A 23,648-nucleotide genomic window follows, 5' to 3' on the forward strand; every position below is an offset into this window, starting at 1 on the left:
GGGCTGGGATGTGGGGCGGGCGGTGAACAGCCCGATGACCGCGGTGGCCAGCCCGGCCAGCGCAGCGGCCAGGCCGAGCGCGCTGGTAAGGGTATCGGCGTCGGCCAGACCGACGCGTGCCAGGTAGATGCCCGTTCCAGCCAGGGCGGCGACCGTAATCGCGGCGCCGGCCCAGATCAGCACACGTCTGCGCATAGCGGCTATCATCCGCCCGAACACAATGATCACTCAAGGTGAATAGGAAGCGACGCATCGAATGCGTCGAACGTCCCCGATGTCGCGATCGGGTTCTACTCCGCAGCAACAACCAGCAGCTCAAAGACAAGCTGCAACCAACTCGGCCTCCCGTTCGACGCTGATCCCGTGCTCGGCGAATCGTTCGTGAGCGACGGGAACGCCGCCACCTTGCAGCCAGTGCCAAGTAGCGGCGGCCGTCTCTTGCAGCGATCGGCAGGTGAGTCCCGCCTGCCGGGCCTTGTCGGTGTTCATCGCCCATGCGGTCGGCAGTGTCCGCCAGAGCGGGATCTCTGTCCACTCCCGAACCCCCTGCTGGGCGAGCCATGCTTCATCGGCCCACACGAACTCGGCCGTCGATCCGGTCACCTCTCTGCACGCGTGCAGGAGGCCCCCGAAGGTGTCCCGGCCGATCGGCGCGGCGACGTTGAATGGGCCGGTGGCATTGGTGGCGATCATGTCGAGGGTGAACCGGGCGACGTCACGAACATCGACCGGCTGAATGGCCCTCCCGGGCGGTGCGGGTGCGAGAACATGACCGCCCCGGCTGATCCGGTTCAGCCACCAGGGCAGACGGCCTACGTACTCGCCGGGGCCGAGGATCACGTGGGGGCGGATGAACAACGCCCGGTCGCCGAACTCCCGGCGGATCGCCAGCTCGCAGCCCACCTTGAGCGGGCCGTAGGCATCTGGATCCCATCGCCGCGTGCCGGGGTCCAGGTCGGGATCACCGTCCCAGAGGGGCGAGGACTCATCCACCGGCTGGTATGGCCAGTCCCGGTAGACCGAGATGGTGGACATGAAGACGTAGCGTTCTGCGGCAGAGGCAAGTGCCCGCGCCACGTTGCGCACCACGGCCGGTACGGCACCAGCGACATCCACGACCACGTCCCAAGGCCCATGAGCCGCGAGCCGGGCGAGATCCGCAGCGCGCTCCCAGTCTCCGCGAACGTGAAGGGGCCCTTCTGGAGCGCCGGCGCTACGGCCCCGGTTGAAGAGAGTGACCTCCCACCCCCGCCCTATCGCGTCGGCGACCACCGCACGGCCAACGAACCATGAGCCACCCAGGATCAGTATGCGCACCACGTCATGATGCCGGTTCAGGCGCAGCGTGGCGCTGCTCTACACGGCCATGTATGGCAGTGCAGACGCTTTGTGGCTGACCGCTGATGTGACCTCTGGCAAGCCAATGGACAGCCGCTTGAGAGTGGCTGAGGCGTGCTCCATAAAGCGCCAGGTCAGAGCGAGGTCGGCCCAGCCGGTAGGCGCCCCGGCGGCGCATCCTGGCCTGGCCGCCGCTGGGCGGTTGTGGAGAGGTGACGGCGCACGTGTGCGCCCGCGTGCCGGGCCGCCGCGCACAACCGGCCGCCGACATCCGGCAGGCGGGCATCCAGCCGGTGCAGGGCCCGCAGGTAACCGGCCATGATCGCGATGTCGATGTCCACCGGGTCGCCACACGGCAGATCCCGGGTGAGGGCGAGGGCGATCCGGCGCAGGGCGGGCATCGCCATACCGACCGCGGCGAGGGTCCACGCCGACCCCGGCCCCGAATCCGGCCCTGCCTCCGAGCCTGGGCCTGCGCTGCGGGCGCGGCCGGCCAGCTCCCGCCACACCGCATCACGGGCCTCATCGGTGACCTCACGGCCGGCGAGCAGGAGCCGCAGGTCGCGCAGCCCGACCAGACCGCGTGGCAGGCCGGGGATGTGGGTGCAGTCCAGGACCATTCCGCCGCGGTGGGTGGTGAGCAGGCGGAACGAGGCCTCGGCGGTGTCCAGGGGCGATTCGGTGTGGCGGTTCGTGCGGTGGGTGTTCATGGCGGTGCTCCGGTCGAAGACGAATGCGCTGGGGTTCGTCAACCGTTATGCACGCCGCTTCAGAAACGGCTCAGAAGAATGCGGGGAAGCCGGTGAGGAATTCCTCAGAACTTTCCGGCGTCTGGCCGGGTTCTGAGTATCTGGGCAGGTGCTTCTGAGTCGGCGCCGAGGTTCTGAGCACCTTCTGAGCACCTTCTGGGGCAGGCTCTGAGCTGCTTCTGAGCCGTCTGCTTGCCTGGTCGCACGCCACCCGGCCCGCACTCGCAGGCCCGGGCGGCGCGCATCCGGAAATCAGCGTGTCCCGACCACAGCAATGGAGAACCGAAATGACTCGAATACCGCCCGCTACGGGCTGACCACAACAGAAATCCGGCGGCTGCGGGTTAGGCCGGTGCAGATACAGACCGCCCGCGCATTCGCCGCATGGATTCAACCCAGCCCGGCCGCGCCGGCCGACGCCGAGATCGTTCTCGGCGTCGAGACCGGACCGGGAACGCTGACCGGGGTCGTGTTCGCCGGCAGCCCGATCTCCTGGCGGCACGACGACGGTCACACCGCCGAGATCACCTGCCTGGCCACCGACGGCACCCCAGACGCCGATACGGCGCTGCTGAACGCCGTGTGGCAGGCGGCACGCGGGCGGGGTTATCGGCGGCTGATCGCCGATACGCGGCTCATCCGTCCCGGTGGGGCGGCTTCCGCCCTTCACGCCGCCGGGTTCCGCCACCTCCCCGGTCGCCCTAGCAGGGGCGCAGTGTGGGAGATCCGGACGGCCGGGGGCGGCCGATGACCGTATTCAACGGGAGCGGGCCCGCCCCCGGCTCATCGCGGCGGGGGGTGAGGATGCCTGAGCGGCTACAAAAGGCCTGCTCAGCGCCTCCCAAAGCGTGCCCTGCAGGGCCTGTGCCAGCGGCTTCGTCGCACGCCAGGAAGGAAGAGGCCGAAGATTCGGGCCGTCGCCCGGGACCGGCGCACTCACCAGACGTACCGGCGGCTGATCACGGCGGGGTCGGGCTGGAATTGCCCGAGCTGCCGGACCCGCTGCCCGCCGGGGCCGGAGCGGCGCTGTTGCGCCTGCTCCTGGAGATCCGCGAGGTGCTTCGTCGCGGTACTGGTGCCTGAGGGCTTCTGACAGGGGGACCCGGTCCGCCGGGCCGGGACTCCCCGAAATTCCACCAACACACGAGAGGAGATGAAGTTTTGACCGCTTTCGCCTTCTGGGGGCGGGTGTCCAGCGAGGACCGGCAAGACCCCCAGGCATCACGCGCGTGGCAGCTTCGCCGCGCCCGGATGCTGATCGAACCCCGCGGCGGGCACATCGTCGCGGAGTACTTCGACATCGACAAGTCCCGATCCATCCCGCCGCATCGCAGACCCGAGGCGAGCGCCCTGCTCGCCGAGTTGCGCAACCCGCGCCGCACCTTCGAGGCGGTCGTGGTCGGCGAGCCGCAGCGGGCGTTCTACGGCAACCAGTTCGGTAACACCTTCGAGCTGTTCAACCACTACCAGGTGCCGTTGTGGGTGCCCGAGGTCGGCGGGCCGATCGATGCGTCGAACGAGGCGCATGAGCTGATCATGCTGATGTTCGGCGGGGTCAGCAAAGGGGAGCGAAACCGGATCAAGGTGCGGGTGCGGACCGCGATGGCGGCGATGGCCGAGGTCGAGGGCCGGTTCCTGGGCGGGCGCCCGCCGTACGGCTACCGCCTGATCGATCTGGGACCACACCCGAACCCGGCCAAGGCCGCCGACGGCAAACGCCTGCGCGGCCTGGACGCCGACCCGTACGCCGCGCCGGTCGTTCAACGTATCTTCGCCGAGTTCGCCCAGGGCAAGGGGCTGTTCGCGATCGCCGAAGGGCTGACCCGTGACGGTATCCCGTGTCCGTCGGCGCATGACCCGGCCCGTAACCGGCACCGTTCGGGCATCGGCTGGTCCAAGAGCGCGATCCGGACCATACTCACCAATCCGCGCTACACCGGGCGTCAGGTGTGGAACCGGCAGCGCAAGGACGAGGTACTGCTGGATGTCGAGGATGTCACCTTGGGCCACACCACCAAGCAACGGTGGAACGAGACCGGTAAGTGGATCATCTCGGATCGGGTGGTGCATCCACAGCTTGTGGACGATGACCTGTTCCGGGACGTCCAGGCCATCCTCGCCACGCGCGGCCGGGGAAGCTGTGAGCACAAGCCGCACCGCGCCCGCCACCCGTATGCGTTCAAGGGGGTGATGTTCTGTGGGATCTGTGAGCGCAAGATGCAGAGCCAGTGGGTCAACAACGCCGCCTACTACCGGTGCGCGTTCCCCCGGGAATACGCGATCGGCAATAGCATCGATCACCCGCGTAACGTCTACCTGCGAGAGGACGCGATCGTGGCGCGGGTGGACCGCTGGCTGTGCCGGGCGTTCGCGCCGCACCGGATCGCGGCCACGATCGAGCAGATGTGCGCCGACCAGCCGGACCAGGCCCGGGACGCGCGTACCGAGATCGCCCGTACGGCGATCGCGGAGGCCGAACGCAAGCTGGCCCGTTACCGCGCGGCCATCGACGCCGGTGGCGATCCGGCCGAGATCGGCCAGTGGGTGAACGAGGCCAAGGCCGAACGCCTGAAGGCCGAAGCCGACCTGCAAGCCGGCAAGAGGAGCACCCGCCTGAGCAGAGACGAGATCACCGCGCTGGTGACCGAGATCGGCGACGTGGCGCGGCAGATCGCCCAGGTCCCGGCGGATCTGAAGGGGGAGGTCTACCAGCGGATGGGGCTGCGGTTGACCTACCATCCAGGAAGCTCGAAAGTGAGGGTAGAAATCTACCCCACACCGAGCATAGTGAAAAGGTTTGTGTCCGAGGACCGAGATCAACCAATTCCCAATGCGCTCTCAGCATCGAGTTCGACGCTGGGGCGGTGGTCTGAGATGTGTCCGGACCGCTGGATCCAGCGTACGACGACTGCGGGCGTTTTGCTACTCGCGTTCATTGCGGCCGTTGTCTCGTTCCGTCACATGCACCAATTGTGCCTTCGGCATGGTGAGGATCCGCTTGCGGCGGTGCTCATCCCGCTGGCGGTCGATGGCGCGATCGTGGTCGCCTCCATGTCCATCCTGCTGGCTGGTCGATACGGCTCGCGGGGAGGCCTTCTGGCTTGGGGCATGCTGGTGGTCGCCAGTCTGGCCAGCCTGGGAGCGAACGTCGCCGTTGCTGAACCGAGTCTCATCGGCCGGATCATCGCGGCCTGGCCGAGTGCTGCGCTGATCGGTAGCTATGAGCTCCTGATGATGCAGATCCGGCGACTTGCTGCCATGAGTGGTGTGATCGACGCAGGAGGGGCGACCACATCAGGCAGCACGGTGGTGCTGGCGTGGCCCGCCACAAACGGAGTGGGTACCGCTCCGGATGTCTCGGGGATGGTTCCGGACCTACGTCGAATCGCGTGGCAGTGGGCTCAGGCAAATCGCCTGCCCGATGGGGCGCTGCCGTCAGGTCGGGCGATCGCCGAGCAATTCCGGCGCAGCCCCCGGTGGGGACGCTGGATCAAACGAGCCGGCCTCGCGGGTGAACTCCGCTAAAAGGGGGATTTAGTATACTGACTGTACCCATGATGGCCCTTCTTCTGGCAGTGCCCGATGCGTGCCACTTCCGCTCCAAGAAGAAATCTTGTATAGGCAACGCAGGGTCCGCCAACTTCGAGCAGGCTGCTCCGTGCCGATCCGCCGCCAGACCTTATCTGTTTGCCGAGCCATATCTATCGAGCCGACCACAGTGAGCCGGGAAGCTCCGTATCATCGATCCCATTTTTACTTCTCACATAAGTAGATCCCCTATTTGGGAGGGAAACATGGCCAACCAGATTACGCGCGAGGTGGAGCGGTGCCACCACACGGACAAGGAACGCGGGGCGGGAAGGGCGGCTCAGACGCCGCATTATGGTGGGCGTTGTGCTCGCCTGCTTGATGGTCGAGGTCGGCGAGACGGTCGGCTTCCTGTGCAATGCCACGGCCGAGACGGCACGCTGTCAGCCGTCGAGACTGGACGAAGGGGGATAGGCGCATGCCATCGGCGATGGAGGCTGGCTGACCGCGCTGGACGACACCGGCGGCGAGGCCGCCAGCGGACCCGATCTCATCACGACCGCCCCGGCAATGCCGGGGCGGTCCGCATTTCCGGTGGCACCGCCCGGATCCTGGCAGCAGGGCTGCCTGTGGCCGCAGGCAAATCGCTGGCCACCGGACCAGCGGGTGTGTCCGTCTGAGGCGGTATGCACCTGCGCGGTACTGGCTGACCATCGGGCCTGCGGGGAAGGTAGAGGCATGGCCTGAGCAGTACAAACGCAGTGGGGTGGGCGACGCTGCTACCCGGAGTGTGTCCGCGGCTGATCTGAGCGGAATCCAGAGGGCGGGCCGTCGCCTGTGGGCGACGGCCCGTGCGTCGATCGGTCATTGAGGTCATCGGCATCACGCCCAGCCTCCTCTGCGCGTCTACGGCGCGGGCAAGTTGTGTTCGGTAAGTTCGCTCAGGATGGGCTGGTGCCTTGTTGGTTCTCGCTGAGATAGCCATGCGCCGTCAGAAGTCGCTCGAAGAATTCGCGGAGCATGCCCCGGGCGTCGTCTGATGAGCGAAACTCATCCCCACCGAAGCGCACTACCTCATACCCTGCCAGGTACAGCTCCCGATCTTCGGCGACCATCTGCGCGTACAGCCTTGGGCTGGCCTTGCCCTCGATCGCGTAATGCTGGACGCCGTCGATCTCGATGACCAGGCGTCGTCGGCCCCGCAGCAGCATCAGGAAATCCATGCGCTGGCGGGGAAGTGGCCCCACTGCTTTTCTCTGTGCCCTCGTGTACGGGTCGTAGTGCAAGTACACCTGCGGAACCAAGGCCGGTAATTGAAACCCTTGATCCTTGAGCAGCGCCACATACGTTTGGAACATCAATGTCTCCGGGCCCGGCTCGGGTGACGCAATACGACCAGCGTCGAGCGAGCGCAGCAGGCGGTAGTACAGCTCGTTCGCGGCCGTCCGGTCATTCACGTCCGTTGGCGCGTGAGTCTCTCTCCACCACGTCACCAGGTCCGCCCAGGTCAACCCAGAGTCGCCGAGTGGACGGTCGTACACTAGGCAGAACTGCGCGTTGGCCACGATCTCGATCGTGTTACTGACCGCGTCAGCAAGCACCAGCTCAGGCTTCGGCCCATCCGCTGCGAAGATCAGGTTCTTGAACGTGCTGCCGACTCCGGAGCGCTTGCCGGCCAATACCTGTAACAGCCCCCAGAGCTGTGGCAGATAGTGTTCTTCGACCACCTGGACACCGAGTTCGTGCAGTTGGTCCTGTGTGTAGTGCGAGATGCGGCTGCGCACGTATGCGCGCTTGCTGTAGTGCGCCTCCTCGCCCTCTCCATCGTCGAGCCCGAACGCCCGGCATACCTGCGGCAGATCGTAGGATCTCACCGGATGCAGCGCGTCGGCGATCGCCTCCCGTAGCTGAATGGTCAAGGTGCCGGCGCCCCCTAGTTCTGGCTTGGCGAAGGGGTCGGCCAGCATCGCGGCGACCGTCACCTCATGGCGTGGACCATCTCCGATGGACATCATCTTGTCCATCTGGGCGGCGATGGCTTCCAAGTCGGCGGGCCGGAACAGGTCTAGGAAGATCGGACGAACGCGTAGCGTCACGGCCCTCGTCTGGCCCCCAGGTTCCGGGGCGACCGCATCGGCGTCCTGCACCAGTGACAGCAGTCGGGCCGCGTGCTGATTCCCTACCTGCAGTAGAAGTTCAGAAAGCGTGGTGAGCTCCCTGCTCCAGAACCCGGAACCGTCACCATCACGCAGCATGTCCACCACAGTACGACTTATAGGTGGATCTCTCGCCGGTCGAAGGTGGGCGTGACAAGCCGCGACCGTGTGTACTCTGACGGCCACAAGTTTGGTCGTGATCTTTGAACATCGGTTCACTGGTACGAAGCCGATCACCAAGCTGAGCAATCACAGCACCACGGATCACGAGTGGCCGAAGACCCCCCGGCGTGGCTTGCTGGGGTGGAGAATAGCGCGGTGTCCGATGTGGAGAACTTGATCAGCCAAGTGTGGAACCCAGGTGTGAGGCCACTGGTCGAGGAGGCATGGCGCTGCTACAACGCCGGCGCTACCCGAGCGTGTATCGCCACGACGTGGACCGCTGTGACCGCAGACATCATCACCAAGCTCGTGCGGCTGGCCGATGACGGCGACGCCCAGGCCGCTGGATTCCGTACCACTCTCACCGACGCCCAGACGAAGGGGCTGAACAGCCAGGGCGTACGGGCCATGCAGGCCATCGAGTCCGGCTTGCTGGAGCGAGCCGTCGAGTTCGAGCTCATCGACTCGATCGGCTCCCGTGAGCTGGAACGTATCCGCGAGGACCGCAATCTGTGTGTGCATCCCTCGCTGCGCACGCTTGGGGACGTCTACGAGCCTCGCCCTGAAGTCGCCCGTGGCCACTTGGCCGTGGCGTTGACGACCCTGCTCACCCATCCTCCGATACAGGGCCGCAAAGTGCTCGCCGAATTCACCGCCTACATCTGCGACCCGCTCTTCGTCCCAACGTACCCCCACATGCAGGCCACCTTCTTCGATCGGGTTCGCTCCGCGACCCGCAAGACCATCGTCGGATTTGCCGCCAAGCATGCCCTCCTTGAACTCGACCCCGGAGGGCTCATGCCCGCCACTGAGCACGCCGATCGGATGGCCTCTGCCCTGATCGCCTTCGCGCAACGCGACCGGGAACTCGTCCGCGCGACCGTGGCCGCGCAAAGCGAAAGGTTTCAGGTACTCGAAGGGGCCACGCAGTTGCGCGCCCTCGTGCGCCTCGGGGATCAGGACTTCTTCTGGAATATGGTGGACCGGGCGCTGACCACTCGGCTCCGGGAGATGGTGAACAAGATGCCCATCGTCGCTGACTGGGATCCGCTCCCTGCCACGACCACCGCCGTCCTTGCCATGGTTCGCAGCCCGTACGCCCGCGAGCGGCTGCCCGAGCTGGAAACGCACTTCGCCACGCTGCCGTGGGCTCATCGTCTGGGCGTCGCGACAGTATGTCCAGACCCGTACTTCGTGCCGGCCGTGAGCCAACTTATCCAAGAGGCAGGTAGCTGGCGTTCAGGAGAGCAGGCCGGTCGACTTCTGGTCCAGCACGCCCCGTTTTTGACCACCGAGGTTTTGCGGGAGGTGCTGGGCGCATGGTGTGACAGCTCCCAGTGTCGGACTGCTGCCGACATGCCTGGCCTTGCGGTTCTCCTGTTCCAAGGCACCTCGCATCTCGGCCCGGCACGCGCTCCGGTGTTCGGTGAGTTCCTGGCCAACGTCCGCGCCATCGAAGGCGAAGGCGAATACTACAGTTATCCTGCTTTGGAAGAAGCATTGAATCGCGACGGATACAGCCCGTCGGCGTAGAAGGCCGGACGGTCAGGCTCAATAGATCCCAGTGGTGCGAGCTCTGGTCACCTCGCCTACGCGTAATGGCTGCTAGCACGCTTGGGATCGTCGGCTTGGCGAGCCCACGATAGATTTTCCCTTCTTTGTCTGTCGCCGCCATCGTCATTTAGGAAGGGCCAGTCGTCGATGGGTGAATCGACTCAGGAATGTAGCGTTCATAGCTCGCAGCGAGATGCTGAGTCACGCGCTCATCGTCGGCCTCGTAGTTGAGCTGGCGCCGGAAGAATGGCAACTTTCGTTCGGCAGCGTCGAGGATCTCTCCCCAGCTCTGACCCACACCTCGTATTCGGGCTGGTCATCCGCAAGCCCATCCGGCTTGCCTTGCTGTCGAATGTCGCGAAGGATTGCGGGGGCGAACTCGTAGGTGGCCAAATAATAGCGCCATTTGCACGAGCCCCGTACAGGCCACGTCCCGGCCTCTTCCACACCCGGAGAATCTCCTCTTTCAACCATTCATCACGCACCGCGCGAGCCGACGGTTCCGATTCGCGTTTCTTGGCCGCCCGATACGCGGACGGCGCGAAATCCAGCACGACACAGATCGGCTCCACACCGAACCGGTCGCGATGAGCGTCAATGAACTCGACTAGCGCGGCAGTTTCGGATCGAGTTCCCGGGCGAAAAACGCCGAAGCGGCCTTCAGGACCTCGTTCGCCCGCCGCAACTCGCGATTCTCTCGCTCCAACCTGGCGATCCGCTGCACGTCACTCGACGTCCGGCCCTGACGCTTCCCGCCATCGACCTCGGCCTGCCGTACTCAGGTTCGCAACGCCTCCCGATGCACCGCGAGCCGGTCCGCGACCCGGGCCGGCACACCCGTTCCCTCGCTCGCATCACGAGGATCACCCACTGCTGCGAGGCTCCTGCTGGGCAGATGGCGTACTGGGTGACGTCATACCTGGCGCGCTAGATCGGGAAGCGGGCCGCATGTGGATCATCACGAAGACTTGGCCGGATAAGGCCAGATGGGAGTGAAAGGCCAGTTCAACGGGTAAATACCTGCCTTTCCCGCCTGAACTCCGGACAGCTCTCGGCGATCGTCCGGCCCCCGGCCGGCCGAGCCCCAAGGGAGGCCGGCCGGGCAGGACGAATCAGCTCCCCTTGATGTGGTGCACGGTGGAGTCCGGCGCGGCCCAGAACGCGTCGAGGCGGCTGGGCCACGTGGTCGCCGCCACCGCGGAGGAGGCGACATCGCCCAGGCTTTCCCAGCCGCTCCACTTGCCGTCGAGGCTTTGGTGTTGCACCGTGCTGTCGGCACCGACCGTGTACAGGTCCAACCGGCCGGCGGTGTAGGAGGTGCACGTCACCCGCCTGGTACAAACACCGCCGAGGCTTTCCCAACTGCCCCACGCACTACCTGTGAACCACAGATGCTGGGCACTGCGGTCCTTCCCGACGGCGAAGACATCGAGCCGGTCAGATGCCCAGGCCACGACGCTGGGGTCCTCGATAAGGAGCCCTCCGAGGCTTTCCCAGGTGCCCCACTTTCCGCCGGTGAGCCATAAGTGCTGCAGGGTGCCGTCCGTGCCCCGCGCGAACACATCCAGCCGCCCCGAGGCCCAGGACTCCACGCATGGCCTGCCGGCGATCGATCCGCCCAGGCTCTCCCAACCGCTCCAGCCGCTGGCGTCGAACCATAGGTGTTGCAGCGTGCTGTCCATGCCGCGGGCGAAGACGTCAATGCGATTGGCACCCCAGCACACCGCCGCGGGCCTGGAGGCGAGCTGTCCGCCCAGGTCCTCCCAGGCACCCCACCCGCCTGCGGTGTACCACTGATGCCGAAGACGGCTGTCCGGTCCGACGGCGAACACGTCCAGCCGGTCCGTCCCCCAGCTCACCGCCTCGGGGGCGGAGATGAACACCCCGCCGAGGTTCTCCCACCCGTCCCAGCCGCTGCCGCTTCCCCAGCCGTGCCGTACCGAACTGTCGGTGGCCAGGGTGAAGACGTCGAGCCGGTCCCGCCCCCAGGACACCGCCGCCGGCTCGGACTGCGTCGATCCGCCCAGAGCTTCCCAGCTACCCGGACGTGGTCATGTCCTCTCTCCATTCCATGCCGGGCCGGACACCGCGCACCACAGCGCAGAAAGTCCGGCTGTACGTGAACACATCGCCCCGGTTCCTTGCCATGTCCATCACGCCGCAAACGGCAGAAAGGTCTACCCGTTTGAGGGGACACAGAGCTTCACTTGGTGAGCTGCATTATTTCGCGGACGGCTTGGGTGCTCTCGGACCTGGCGTACGGTGGGCACTCTCCAGCCCCGCCGCGGTATGGTCGGCGCCGAAGCACCCACATGTGGTAAGGGGTAAGCCCGCGGTCCTTGCCTGGCGACTTTGCAGGCATGGTCCACGTTGAATCGAACAACCCTATTCGCCAGGGGTGCATTGAGGTAATCTCAATGATTTAGAAACGGACAACGAGCGATCCAGAAGAAGAAGGATGCGCTTCGGGTAGATACGAAGACAAATCGCCAAACCCGTAAACAGGCGTGGAGCCTCCGAGAGAAGAAGGAATCACCACAAACCGACTTCACCTGGAAGGCTCCACGTGATCCCCCATCGTGCCACGCTCGACGTCTCTCGTGAACTCGCCCAGTACACCGGGCGGTTGCTGCGGGCCGGACGGCTACTGCGCCGAACCCCCAAAGGCAGCCGCGCACTGAGCTGCTTCTGGCAGGCCGTGCTCATACTCCGCTGGTTCCGCGGTGAACACGACGTCTGCAAACTCGCCCGCGACCACGCCATCTCCCGGGCCACCGGCTACCGCTACATCCACGAAGGAATCCATGTGCTCGCAGCCCAGGCCCCCGGCCTGCACCAGGCCCTGGACCGCGCCCGCGCCGACGGCCTTCCCTGCCTGATCCTGGACGGCACCGTCATCCTCACCGACCGCTGCCGTGAGCAGACCACGAGCGTCAAAGGCCGGCCCATCGACGTGTGGTACTCCGGAAAGGTCCGTCACCACGGCGGCAACGTGCAAGCCTTGTTCACCCCCGGCGGGATGCCGCTCTGGGTCTCCGACGTCGAACCCGGGTCGATGCACGATTTGGACGCCGCCCGTATCCACGCCCTGCCCGGCCTATACCCGCATGCGGCCCGTGACCTGCCGGTCCTGGCCGATGCCGGATATGAGGCGGCCGGTATCGGAATCCACACTCCGGTCAAGCACACCGGCGACGGCCGCCCGCTGGATGTGGGCACACGTACCCGAAACGCCCTGCTCCGCGGGCTGCGCTGCCTGGGAGAACGCGGATTCGCCCTGCTCACCCAGCGATGGCGCGTTCTGCAACGCATCACCGTGAGCCCGAGCAGAATCGGCGACATCATCAAAGCGACACTTGTCCTCACTCACTTCGAACACGGTATCTCTCTCGAAAGTCATTGAGATTACCTCAATGAACTCCTTCTTCCGGGAACCGGGGTTCCTCAGAGATCAGGTGTCCACCAAACCGGAGCAAGACTACCGACCGGGTGCACCCTCTTCGACACTGCCCATGGGGACTATCACGAAAGGCGGCTTGATCAAAGACTGTATTTACGTTGATCTGGATGATATCTGTGTCTAGAACATCCGTTCGGGTGGTCATGGCGACATGGCCACTCTGCTGTGTGCAGAGGAGCGTTACGTGACACTGCGGGTGCGAAACGGGGAGACACCGCACTTACCCGGTCCCAGGCATCGGAGCAGACGCCTGGCGAGGGCCGCCGCCACTGCCGTGGCTGCGACGATGGCCCTGAGCTTGGCCTCAGCTCCGTCCTGGGCGGAGCAGCGCACCGAGCCGGCACCTGCGCCGAGTTCGGCGCCTTCGAAGCCGCGGGGCGGCAGGCCCGTGGTGGACGAGAAGGTGGTGGCGGCCAAGGCGAAAGCCGTCAAGACCGGCAAACGGGTCGCCTTACCCTCGCACTACACCGAGACCATGAAGGTGTGGGCCAACACCGACGGCAAGACGCTGCACGCTGAGCTGAGCACCGAACCGGTGCAGCTCAAAGTGTCCAGCAAGGACGGCAAGAAGTCCTGGCAGCCGGTCGACACCTCGATCGTGACCAAGTCCGACGGCGCGCTGGCGGCCAAGCTGGTCAAGACTCCGCTGACCTTCGGCGGCGAGGGTGACAAGACCCTGGTCACCGCCAAGGACAAGGACGGAACCGTCGCCATCGGCTGGAACAACAAGCTGCCCAAGCCGACCGTGGACGGAAACAAGATCACTTATCGGGATGTGGTGGCAGAGGGCGCCGATCTGGTGCTCACCGCCCTCCCGAACGGGTTCGTTCAGGACGTCGTGCTGCGTGCGCGTCCGAAGAGCCCAATAAAGATCCCCCTGTCCGTCACCCTGCCCGAGGGCAAGACGTACGGCACTCGTGACGGCAAGCCCCAGCTCATGTCGGCGCAGGGCGCGGCGGAGAGCAGGCCACTGGCGGCGCAGGCGGTTGACGCCAAGGCCATCGAGTCGCCAGAACAGGGCAAGATCGGCAAGGTGGACACCTCGGTGACCACCGACGCCTCCGGCAACACCTCGCTGGTGCTGACCCCCGACGCTGCCTTCCTGGACGATCCGTCGGTGGCCTACCCGGTGATCGTGCCGATGAGCGGGGAGTGGATCGGCGCGGGAGACTCCTCCGACACCTTCGTCTCCAGCGTGCAGTACCCCAACTCGGCGACCCTCTCCACGTGGCTTCGGGCGGGAAAGTCGGCCGATGGGGAGTTGTGGCGCACCTACCTGCGTTACGTGATCAATGGCACCCACCTGGACTTCGCCACCATCCATGACGCCGACCTGCGGTTGTGGAACTACCACGCCAACGGGTGCGGCACCAGTGTAGGCGTGGGCATCGTCGCGCGCCGGCTCACCTCGGCCTATGACTACTCCACCTTGACCTGGGCCAACCAGCCCTCCAGCACCGGCACCAACGCGGTGGTCAACACCGGCGGGTACAGCGCCACGCTGGCAGGCTGCTCGGGTAGCGGCGAGCTGTACTACTCGATCCAGGACATCGTGCAGCAGTGGGCCAACGGGACGTCGGACTATGGGCTGATGATCCGCGCCGCCACCGAGGGCGCCTCCGGAGCCAACTGGCGCCAATACCGCTCCGACCAGTACACCGGCGCGGACGGACGCGGCCCGGTGCTGTTCATCGACTACACGCCCGCGGACCGCGTCAGGGTGGTGTTCAACTCCAGCGGGGATCTGACGTCCTTCCCCACCTACGGCGAGGCTCTGGCGATGGAGGAGGTCCTGCTCGCCACCCCCGACACCAGCGTCCTCAGCACCGAACAGATCAGGGCGATCGAGACCCAGCGTTACGCGGAGACCGACAGCACCATCCCCGAGCTGCAGCCGCTGGAGGGGGAGAGTGACGAGCCTCCCACCAATCCTGACGTCGGTGACTCGGCTCCGCCGTCCGTCATCGAAACGACGCCGGCTGATGGCGCGAGCGACGTACGGACCGACACCGGCCTCACCGTCACCTTCAGTGAGGACGTACGCGGCGCCGACCTCGTCCTGAAGGACGCCGACGGCGGCATCGTGGCCACCACGACGGGCGAAACCGGCGAGTACGGCAACGCCACCGTCACCTTCACACCCGGTCAGCCGCTGAAGTCCGGCACCGTTTACACCGCGACCGTCAGCGGTGCGACGGACCTGTGGGACAACGTCATGTCTCCGCATTCCTGGTCCTTCATCACGACGGGACCTGACACGACTGCGCCGACGGTGAGCGGGACCGACCCGGCCAAGGACGCCACCAACGTACCGGTCGCCACACCAGTGCGGGCCACCTTCAGCGAGCCGGTGTCCGAAGCGGAGATCATCCTCAAGGACGCGCAGGGCACCGCCATCACCGGCACCGCGGCGATGGACAGCACCAACAAGATCCTGACCTTCACCCCACAACAACCCCTGGCCCACAGTGTCACCTACACCGCCGAAGCGAGCAAAGCCAAAGACACCGCGGGCAACATCATGGCCACCCCGCACGTCTGGTCCTTCACCACGGCGGCGCCTGACACGACTGCGCCGACGGTGAGCGGGACCGACCCGGCCAAGGACGCCACCAACGTACCGGTCGCCACACCAGTGCGGGCCACCTTCAGCGAGCCGGTGTCCGAAGCGGAGATCATCCTCAAGGACGCGCAGGGCACCGCCATCACCGGCACCGCGGCGATGGACAGCACCAACAAGATCCTGACCTTCACCCCACAACAACCCCTGGCCCACAGTGTCACCTACACCGCCGAAGCGAGCAAAGCCAAAGACACCGCGGGCAACATCATGGCCACCCCGCATGTCTGGTCCTTCACCACGGTACAGGCGCCATCGGCTCCGAAGACGATCACGCTGCCGGTGCAGACCGACACCTGGCTCGATGACAAAGGGGCGGTCGGCCCTAATGGCCCCACTGTGTGGGCGGGTGCGTACGGCAGTAGCGCTCCGAGGGCCATCGAGCGGACCTACCTGAAGTTCGACACCTCGGCGCTGGCGGGTAAGGCGATCACCGAGGCCAAGCTGGAGCTGTGGAATTCGGCTTCCTTCGGTTGTGGCGCCGCCGAGTCGGGTCTCAAGGCGCAGCAGGTCACCGGGGCGTGGAGTGCCGAAACCCTGAGTTGGCGCAATCAGCCGCAGACCACCACCAACGGCGAGGCGCTCGCCAAGGACCCCGGCGGATGCATCGGCGGTTCGCCGCCGAGCGATGTCGCGTGGACCTGGCCGGTAACCGACATCGTGCGGCGCTGGGCATCGGGCCAGGACAACCACGGCCTGATGGTGCGCGGGATTGACGAATCCACCAGCGCCCCCCAGTACGACCGCGGCTTCCACGCGTCGGAAACCGAGGAGACCGAGGCCCATCCGCCGACGTTGAAGGTGACCTACACCGACAACGCCGGTCCCAGCCCGACTTCCACGACACCTCCCCCGGGTTCGGACACGACACCGCCGACGATCCTCGCGGTGGAACCGGCCGACGGAGCCGAGAACGTGCCGGCCGACGCCACGGTGAAGGTCACCTTCAGCGAGCCGGTGACCAACGTGAACTTCGTCTTGACCGACATCGACGACGAGGAGGTCCCCGGCAGCGTCACGATGAGCGCCCGTAACACGGTGCTGACGTTCACACCGGACGAACCGCTGGACTTCTACTACTGGGCTGAGATCACCGCGGCCTCGGACACCGCGGGCAACGCCATCGAGGAGCCCTACCGGTGGACTTTCCTGGCCGGCCCGGCGGAACCGCGGCAACTACGTGCTACGGCCAAGGCCCCGTTGTCCATCGACAGGTTGTGGACCCGCTCCTCGAAGGCTGAGGAGGCCGTCGTACCGACCACGGCTCCGGAGCTCATGGTCAAGGTGTCCGGCCGGTTGACGCGGCACTCCACCGTGGAAGTCGAGGTCGAGCACGACCCCGGCGCCCGGTCGCAGGGCAAGGGCAGAATCTGGTCCGGAAGCGCAGAGATCGCCGCTGGATCTGTGGGAATCGCTCGGGTGCCTGGCGGGAAGCTGAAGGACGGGTGGCAGGTGCGATGGCGTGCCCGCGCCACATCGGCCGCCGCGGTGTCCTCGTGGACGGAATGGCAGTCGGTCAAGATCGATCTCGGTGACTCCGGCCAGGTAAGCACTTCGAAGAAGGCGGAGGCCGCCGCCGTACAGAACGCCGATTTCGACTATGAGCACATGAGCCTTGAAATGTGCTCGGAGGGCCGCCGGAACGCGCCGCAGCCGAATGCCAGCTTCGGCTGGCAGAAGTCCTCCCGCTACAACGCCTGCTGGAGCAAGCTCATCGGCGTCGGCGACTACATCAAGAAGGGAGAGCACGTCCGGCCGGAGGTGGAGGACGGCTATCTCGTGGAGGCCACGACCGTCTACCACACCTACCTGGGGACCGCCGACGGCGCGGGGGTGATCGGCGGAACCGGCCTGACTCCGCAGACGATCTCGATGTGGACCCGGCTGGGCAACATCGTGGCGTACCTCGACGGCAAGGAGATCCCGGCCAACAAACTCGACGAATACCGGATCGGCCTGGTGATCAGCTCGAAAGGCGAAAGCGGCTCCACGTGTAACCTCACTCCCGCCGTCCTCAGCCAGATGAAGGCCAAGGGCTGGCAGGAGTACGCGGACGGCGTCTACACGTTCCGGGACAGCATCGCCAAGTTCAAGGCCAGCGGTGACACCTTCTTCCGCTTCTACTCCGACCCCGACAGCGACCATGTCAGCACCTGCACGCTTCGTCCCCGGCTGTACAACACCCTGGACGAGTGGGACTCGGACGGCGAAGTCGACGAAACCTGGGACAAGCAGGCGATCCCGCTGTGGAACACCGGCTGCTTCGACGACACGGGTCTGGACGCGGGCAAGGTCATCGGAACCACACGCGTCTGCGGTGGCCCCAGCCACGCGTACGCCCCGACCATCCGTTGTGACGAACTCACCCTCGGAAAGGAGAACGAGGACCTCGCGAGCACGGTGAGAGCGGCGGCGAACAACACCTATGGCGTGCACACCGGCGCCTGCATCTTCACCGTCACCCCCGTCTTCACGATGTCGAAGAGCGCGGCGACAGCGGCCGGGAAACCCATGGACGCGGTAATCGACCATATCGCCGACGCCCTGAAGACACCGGACAACAAGAACACCTGGCCCTACAAACTGGTGAACAACGTGCGCCAGGTCAAGAACATCCCGGGCAACGCCGACGTCCCGGGATCGAATCCACTGACCCGTCTCCTGGGCAAGAAGAACGCGGATGAGAATCGGAAGAAGTTCAACTGGCAAAGGCAGGTGAACGGCCATCTGACGAAGGGCGAATGCGACCTGTACTACTGGGAGCTGAACCCGAGCCTGAAGTGGGTAAAGCACTACACCGAGGCCGGTCTGCAGTGCGATGAGTTCCCCTTCGCCAGCACGTACCAGGGAAAAGTGGGGAACGACTACTCCGTCAGACCCATCAATGGCCAGCAGAACTTGAACCATGGATGGACCTGGCTCAGAATCTTCTATTCGAGAAATAGACTCGCCGACAAGGACCCCTTCTTGGTGAGAACCAGAAGCTGAACCCGACCTCGGCCCTCTGTCACTCGGCAGAGGGCCGAGGCGGTTCGGCGGCCCGTTCTGACACGGAATAATCGTCCCCGTCCATGACATGCCAATCCGAGGGAGCGTCATGACCGAGCCTCTACCGGCGGGATGGTCCGGAATCGATGGGCATGGATGGGCTGACCTCGCGGCGATCCGCGCCAGGCTGGAAGCGGGCGCCGACCCCGACTCGGGCGTCTACGCCTTCGGCGGTTACGAGGGAAGGCCCCTGCACTTCGCGGCCGTATGGGGGACTCCTGAGACGGTGGCCGAGCTGGCCCGTCGCGTCGACGACGTCGATGCCGAGTTCGACGACCGGACCGCCCTGTGGACGGCGGTATTCGCCCATCGCCTGGACAACGCCCGCGCCCTCGTCGCCGCCAGTGCGGACCCCTGGCGGCCCATGATGGCCGGATGGTCTCCTGGACGGCTCGCCCTCGCCGGTCCGACCCCCGACCTGTTCCCGGTCCCCGCCGGGCACCCCGGCCTGACCCCCGACGAGGCCGCGACAGCCGCGGAGGCACACCGGTTGATCGCCGTGCTGGCCGACATCGACGACTACATGGGTGTGGCCTGTGTGGCGGATCTCACCACGACTGAGGCTGCGCGGCGTCTGGAAGCCCGGCCGGTGGACGACACCACTATGGAGCCGGTCCTGGAAGATCCTTGGGCCGATCCCGACGCCCAACTGGGAATCGTCGGAATCACCGACGTCCCCGGTGGATGCGTCGTCACCCAACCCTGGGGGTACATCCCCTCCACTCCCGAAGTGACCTTGCCGTTGTCCGAGGGAACGGTCTGCTACAGCCTGTTCGCCAACCCCAAGAGCGGCGACCAAGGACTTGTCAGCCGCGATGGAGTGATCGAGGACTCCGACACACTTCCCGGCGGCGGCGACGCGGGCGGACACCTGACCGCCGACGAGATTCTGGCCGAATACCTCTACCAGGGCGAGGCCGTGGCATATGTGTGCGCCAAGGCAGGGCTGCGACTGCCCGACGCCCGGGCCATCATCGGCCCGCCGGATCTGTGGGTGCGCCTGCCGGAGCGAGACCGCTGAAGCCGGATGGTCAGCCCCCGGGCCCACGGGCGAACCGGGCTGGTGGCGACCCAGGGGATCACGGGCCGAACGGCCACGACACCATCACCGGGAACCCCTCCCGCCAGAACGCACCGCCGTGCGACCCGACCCGCTCCGTCATGACAACGTCCGCACCCGCATCGCGCAGCGCGACCGCTCACCGGGGCGCGTTCGCCAGAAAGAACGGCTCCAGCGTCCCAGCGACGAGGTACGCGCACGGAACCGTACGAGGCATCACGTCAGGTGGCCGGAACCCCGCGCCCGGTGGGGCGCAGAAGACCGCACCGTAGATGTCAGGATGCCCAAGCGCCATCGCGAGCGCCAGTTCTCCACCCGCCGAGACGCCGAACACCGCGGTGCGTTCGGCGGGGAGCATGTCAATAGAGGGGTGCCCAAACAGGCACTCAACACCTCCCAGGAGATCGGCACCGCCGCCGTGCTCGCGGTGCTGGCCGCCATCGGGGCGGCGGCCGGCGGCGGCGCGTCCAGCCTGACCAACTACACGGTGGGATATGTCGCCACGGCGGGTGCTGCGGCTCTGGCGGGGCTGATCGCTCTGGCAGCCCCCGCCCGTCCCGTCGGCGAACCGTCCCCAAAATCAGCCGAGAAACTCTCATGACGCCTTCGGGCGAACGGCATTCAATTTCGTCGCCGCCCCGAAACGCGGGGTTCGGGGGCAGATACTGTTGACCGTGTCTGCGTTGGTCGTGGTGGCGAGGCGGGGTCTCGTGGGTAGATTCCGGAAGTCTTCGTGCCATGCTGCGACAGACTGCGCGTAGTCTCTTAAAAGGAGCGTTTTGCGTGATCGACTCTCCATAGCCGCGCCGTCTTGTCCCCGCAGGTGGCTATCAGGTCACCACGTGGACTGAACACCACATCCCGGACCATACCCTGGTGACCGGCTAAAGGAAGAAGCGGTCGCCCGGACACGGTGTCACCCAGCCAGACGGCTGTATCGACGGCCTGGCCCGCCTCATCACCGCCCCAGATGGCCACGACCTCACCGTTCCAGCCGAGCGTCACCGATCTGTTTCTCCCCAAAGGCCCGGTGAAGGTGACATTGCGATTGACGGTCACGGGCTGACCAGCAGATACCGGCGGCACGTCCCAGGTGCGCACCGTCCCATCCAGCTCGCGGACCACGACACTGGGGAAGGCATCGGCACCGGTCTGGCTGACGGTGATGTGCGGAACCATGGCATCGAACACGGCGAAGGTCTTCCCGGCGGCCGGGTCGCGCATCCATACCCTGCTGTCGCTGTGATCGACGGTGATGAGCCTGCCGTCGGTGGTGAACAGCGGCGCGCTGCCGTCCCGGGCGGGGCAGGCATAGGTGGCGGTGGGCTTGGCGGTGGAAACGTCCCACAGCCGGGCCGTCCCGTCGAGGCTGCTGGTAGCCAGTGTCCCGTCATCCCGGTTGAAGACCGCCCAGACGATGTCCCCGGTATGGCCGCGCAGGACACCGGCGGGTTTCATGGTGGCCGTGTCCCACAACCGGACCGCCTCCTCGAAGATCCCTCGGGTGGCCAGGTGGCGGCCGTCCGGGCTGAACAGCGGCGTCTCCGCCCATTGCGCGTGATCGTCGATGGCGGCCGTGAGCGTGTTGGTGACCATGTCCCACACGCAGACCGTTCCGTCCGCACCACTGGTGGCCAGCAGGCGGCGACGCGATGGCCCGCCTGGTACGGCGCGCGACCGGCTCTGCGTGGCGTCGGCGAAGGTGGCCCGCTCTGGTGGCGGGATTCGCTGGAGCCGGGCCGGAGCTTGCGGGGCAGCGTCCATCGGAGGTGCGCCGGGCCGTCGGAGCTGATCAGAGGCCGGCAGTGTGGCCAGGTCCTTGCGGGTGTACACCCACCGGGTGATCTGGTCCCCGGGTAGCCCACATGCCGCAACGAAAGCGATCAGTAGCTCTTCGCGGGGCAAACTGTCACGCTGAAGCGCCGCCGCGAGCGTGTTGTGCGGCAGTACGTGCCCGGCGTCCTTGGCCTTCCGGGCGAGTTGCCGGTAGCTCATTCCCGACCAGGCGCGCAGTTGCCGCAATAGCTCCGTGAATTGCGCCGCTGTGCGCGCTCGACCGGGGTCAGGAGCGGCACCGTCCATCTCCTCATCACCGCCTTCTGGTTAGGGAAAATCGGCTGGTCCGTCGTGGGGACGTTCAGGGAGTGCAGAACAGAATGGGCCACAAACAGGGCATCGGCATGTAGTCATAGAGTGAGCTGGAATTGCCATGCCGTGACGGGCTTCCGGGGGAAGGGGGAGCGGGCCGGTCTTGCCGCGTTGGCCGCTTGTCGGCGCTTTCTGTGTGATCGGCACTGACGCCGTCACTGTGTCGAGCGCCCGGCTGCCGGTCCGCCGGGGGTTGAGTTGCTCGCTCTGGTCGCCGATGTTCTCGGCTGCCCGACAAGGCCACCAGGCGGCGTCTTAGCCAAGACAGCGGCGCGTGGAGCCCTCAGGGCGGGGAGAGCACGGACGGCGACCGGCGGGCTCGACCTTGCCAGAACCCTCGCGGCAGGAGAAACACAAGTTCTCAGTGCTGAGGCCGATTCAGGTCCTTGGCCCCGACTTCTTGCCTGGGCCCGCCCGTACTTCGGTGAATGACCGCTCTCCCGCCGCCCATCAGTGGCCGGGCCTGCCGGCGGCGGGCCCTTGCCCTATCGCATCCACTGAGAACGCTTCAGCCCGGGTCCCGCCCCGCCGCGTAGACCGCGCCGTAGCCGACCGGCCCGGCGATCTTTCGGATGTATTCACCCGTGCCTCCTTTCATCAGGGTGTTGTTTCGGCGCGGGATAGCGGCCGACCCATCGGCCGCTATCCCGTTCCCCGTTTTCCTAGGTGCAGGCGGGCCCGTTGGATCCGCCACGACCAGGTTTAACGCGGCCGAAAGTTGTCCGGCATCGGTCGGCGGTGAGGGTAGACAACGCCGGACAACCCAACAAACCCTTCCGTGCAAGCGAACGGCGCGATGCGGGACAGTAGTGGACAATGCGAATGTGCCGCAGATCCCTTTGTTCATTCCGTCTTTCTGGAGGGTGATGGCCGATGCCGCGTCCGGAGCGTGCGATCGACCCGGGAGGTGGCGTGGTGGCGCAGTTCGCGCTGGAGTTGCGGGAGATCCGCCGGGCCGCGGGTAATCCCGGCTACCGGGAACTGGCCCGGCGGACCCACTACTCCCCGGCCACGCTGGCCGCGGCGGCGGCTGGTAACCGGCTGCCGTCGCTGGCGGTCACCCTGGCCTACGTCCGCGCCTGCGGCGCCGATGAGACGACCTGGCGGCAATGCTGGCACACCGCCGCGGCCGAACTCGGTGCCCAACCTGCAGGAACGGGCAGCGGCGACGGACCCGCCACCCGCCCGCCCTACCTGGGGCTGGCGGCCTACGGCTCGGACGACGCCGACCTGTTCTTCGGCCGGGACCACCTGCCCGCCGCCCTGATCGAACGGCTGGCCATCCGGCCTTTCTTGGCGCTGATCGGGGCCTCAGGCTCAGGCAAGTCCTCGCTGTTGCGCGCCGGGTTGCTCCCCGCCGCAGCCGCCCAGGGGCATGCCACCCTTCTGATCACGCCCGGCGCGCACCCACTGCGGGAATGCGCGACGGCTCTAGGCACGGCGCTGGAGATCCCCTCCGGGGATCTGATCACCGAGCTAGGCGACGACGTGGGCGCGCTCGGCGCGGCACTGCGCCGCCTGGCCACCGCCGGGCACGACGACCGCAGGGCTCTGCTGATCGTCGATCAGTTCGAAGAGGTGTTCACCCTGTGCACCGACGAACAGGAACGTGAGTGGTTCATCGCCGCGCTGCCCGCCGCCGCGGCCGGGCCGGATGATCGGGCGCGGGTGGTGCTGGGGCTGCGCGCCGACTTCTATGCGCATTGCGCCCGTCACGGCGTGCTGGTGGAGGCATTGCAGGACGGGCAGGTCCTGGTCGGGCCGATGAACGCCGGGGAGTTGCGTGAGGTGGTCACCCGGCCGGCGGCGGTGGCCGGGCTGGGGG

Annotated in this window: 14 protein-coding genes; 8 read left to right on the forward strand and 6 right to left on the reverse strand. The window is 66.3% G+C overall.

The features are described 5' to 3' along the window. The 3 genes from C1I98_RS12355 to C1I98_RS12365 form a co-directional block, all read right to left on the reverse strand. A partial coding sequence (locus C1I98_RS12355) for a hypothetical protein (protein ID WP_199536893.1) occupies positions 1-195 on the reverse strand: 195 nt, incomplete at its 3' end. A 120-nt stretch (positions 196-315) separates the two neighbouring features. Then, on the reverse strand, positions 316-1,320 hold the full coding sequence (locus C1I98_RS12360) for an NAD-dependent epimerase/dehydratase family protein (RefSeq protein ID WP_306461859.1): 1,005 nt from the start codon (positions 1,318-1,320) through the stop codon (positions 316-318). Between the two features lie 152 nt (positions 1,321-1,472). After that, positions 1,473-2,048, reverse strand: coding sequence for a hypothetical protein (locus tag C1I98_RS12365; protein WP_111167311.1), 576 nt, complete (start codon positions 2,046-2,048; stop codon positions 1,473-1,475). A 391-nt stretch (positions 2,049-2,439) separates the two neighbouring features. Between C1I98_RS12365 and C1I98_RS12370 the strand changes: the two genes are divergently transcribed. Next, positions 2,440-2,838: an XF1762 family protein gene (locus C1I98_RS12370; protein WP_111167312.1), complete on the forward strand. Its 399-nt coding sequence runs from the start codon at positions 2,440-2,442 to the stop codon at positions 2,836-2,838. A gap of 410 nt (positions 2,839-3,248) precedes the next feature. After that, on the forward strand, positions 3,249-5,612 hold the full coding sequence (locus C1I98_RS12380) for a recombinase family protein (protein ID WP_199536894.1): 2,364 nt from the start codon (positions 3,249-3,251) through the stop codon (positions 5,610-5,612). 944 nt (positions 5,613-6,556) lie between these two features. Here C1I98_RS12380 and C1I98_RS12390 read toward each other — a convergent pair. Beyond that, on the reverse strand, positions 6,557-7,870 hold the full coding sequence (locus C1I98_RS12390) for a hypothetical protein (RefSeq protein WP_111167314.1): 1,314 nt from the start codon (positions 7,868-7,870) through the stop codon (positions 6,557-6,559). 219 nt (positions 7,871-8,089) lie between these two features. On the opposite strand from C1I98_RS12390, the gene C1I98_RS12395 reads away from it, so the two are divergent. Beyond that, positions 8,090-9,466, forward strand: coding sequence for a hypothetical protein (locus C1I98_RS12395; protein ID WP_111167315.1), 1,377 nt, complete (start codon positions 8,090-8,092; stop codon positions 9,464-9,466). A 1,133-nt stretch (positions 9,467-10,599) separates the two neighbouring features. Here the strand turns inward: C1I98_RS12395 and C1I98_RS12400 are convergent. Beyond that, entirely contained in the window at positions 10,600-11,514 is a 915-nt protein-coding gene (locus C1I98_RS12400) for a PLL family lectin (protein ID WP_497844662.1), read from the reverse strand. A gap of 539 nt (positions 11,515-12,053) precedes the next feature. Here C1I98_RS12400 and C1I98_RS12405 point away from each other — a divergent pair. The 4 genes from C1I98_RS12405 (at position 12,054) to C1I98_RS12425 (ending at position 20,276) form a co-directional block, all read left to right on the forward strand. Beyond that, complete coding sequence (locus C1I98_RS12405) at positions 12,054-12,890, forward strand: transposase family protein (RefSeq protein WP_111167317.1); 837 nt, start codon at positions 12,054-12,056, stop codon at positions 12,888-12,890. Positions 12,891-13,335: 445 nt separating this feature from the next. After that, positions 13,336-18,555: an Ig-like domain-containing protein gene (locus C1I98_RS12410; RefSeq protein ID WP_158558003.1), complete on the forward strand. Its 5,220-nt coding sequence runs from the start codon at positions 13,336-13,338 to the stop codon at positions 18,553-18,555. 109 nt (positions 18,556-18,664) lie between these two features. Continuing rightward, a complete protein-coding gene (locus tag C1I98_RS12415; RefSeq protein ID WP_111167319.1) occupies positions 18,665-19,636 on the forward strand; it encodes an ankyrin repeat domain-containing protein in 972 nt (323 codons plus the stop codon). Positions 19,637-19,955: 319 nt separating this feature from the next. After that, complete coding sequence (locus C1I98_RS12425; RefSeq protein ID WP_158558004.1) at positions 19,956-20,276, forward strand: hypothetical protein; 321 nt, start codon at positions 19,956-19,958, stop codon at positions 20,274-20,276. Positions 20,277-20,440: 164 nt separating this feature from the next. On the opposite strand, the gene C1I98_RS12430 is transcribed toward C1I98_RS12425, so the two are convergent. After that, complete coding sequence (locus C1I98_RS12430) at positions 20,441-21,757, reverse strand: WD40 repeat domain-containing protein (RefSeq protein ID WP_111167321.1); 1,317 nt, start codon at positions 21,755-21,757, stop codon at positions 20,441-20,443. Positions 21,758-22,696: 939 nt separating this feature from the next. Between C1I98_RS12430 and C1I98_RS12435 the strand changes: the two genes are divergently transcribed. Then, positions 22,697-23,648, forward strand: a 952-nt coding sequence (locus tag C1I98_RS12435) for an nSTAND1 domain-containing NTPase (RefSeq protein WP_146607392.1), incomplete at its 3' end; no start/stop codon positions are given.

Source organism: Spongiactinospora gelatinilytica (assembly GCF_003236385.1).
Lineage (GTDB): Bacteria > Actinomycetota > Actinomycetes > Streptosporangiales > Streptosporangiaceae > Spongiactinospora > Spongiactinospora gelatinilytica.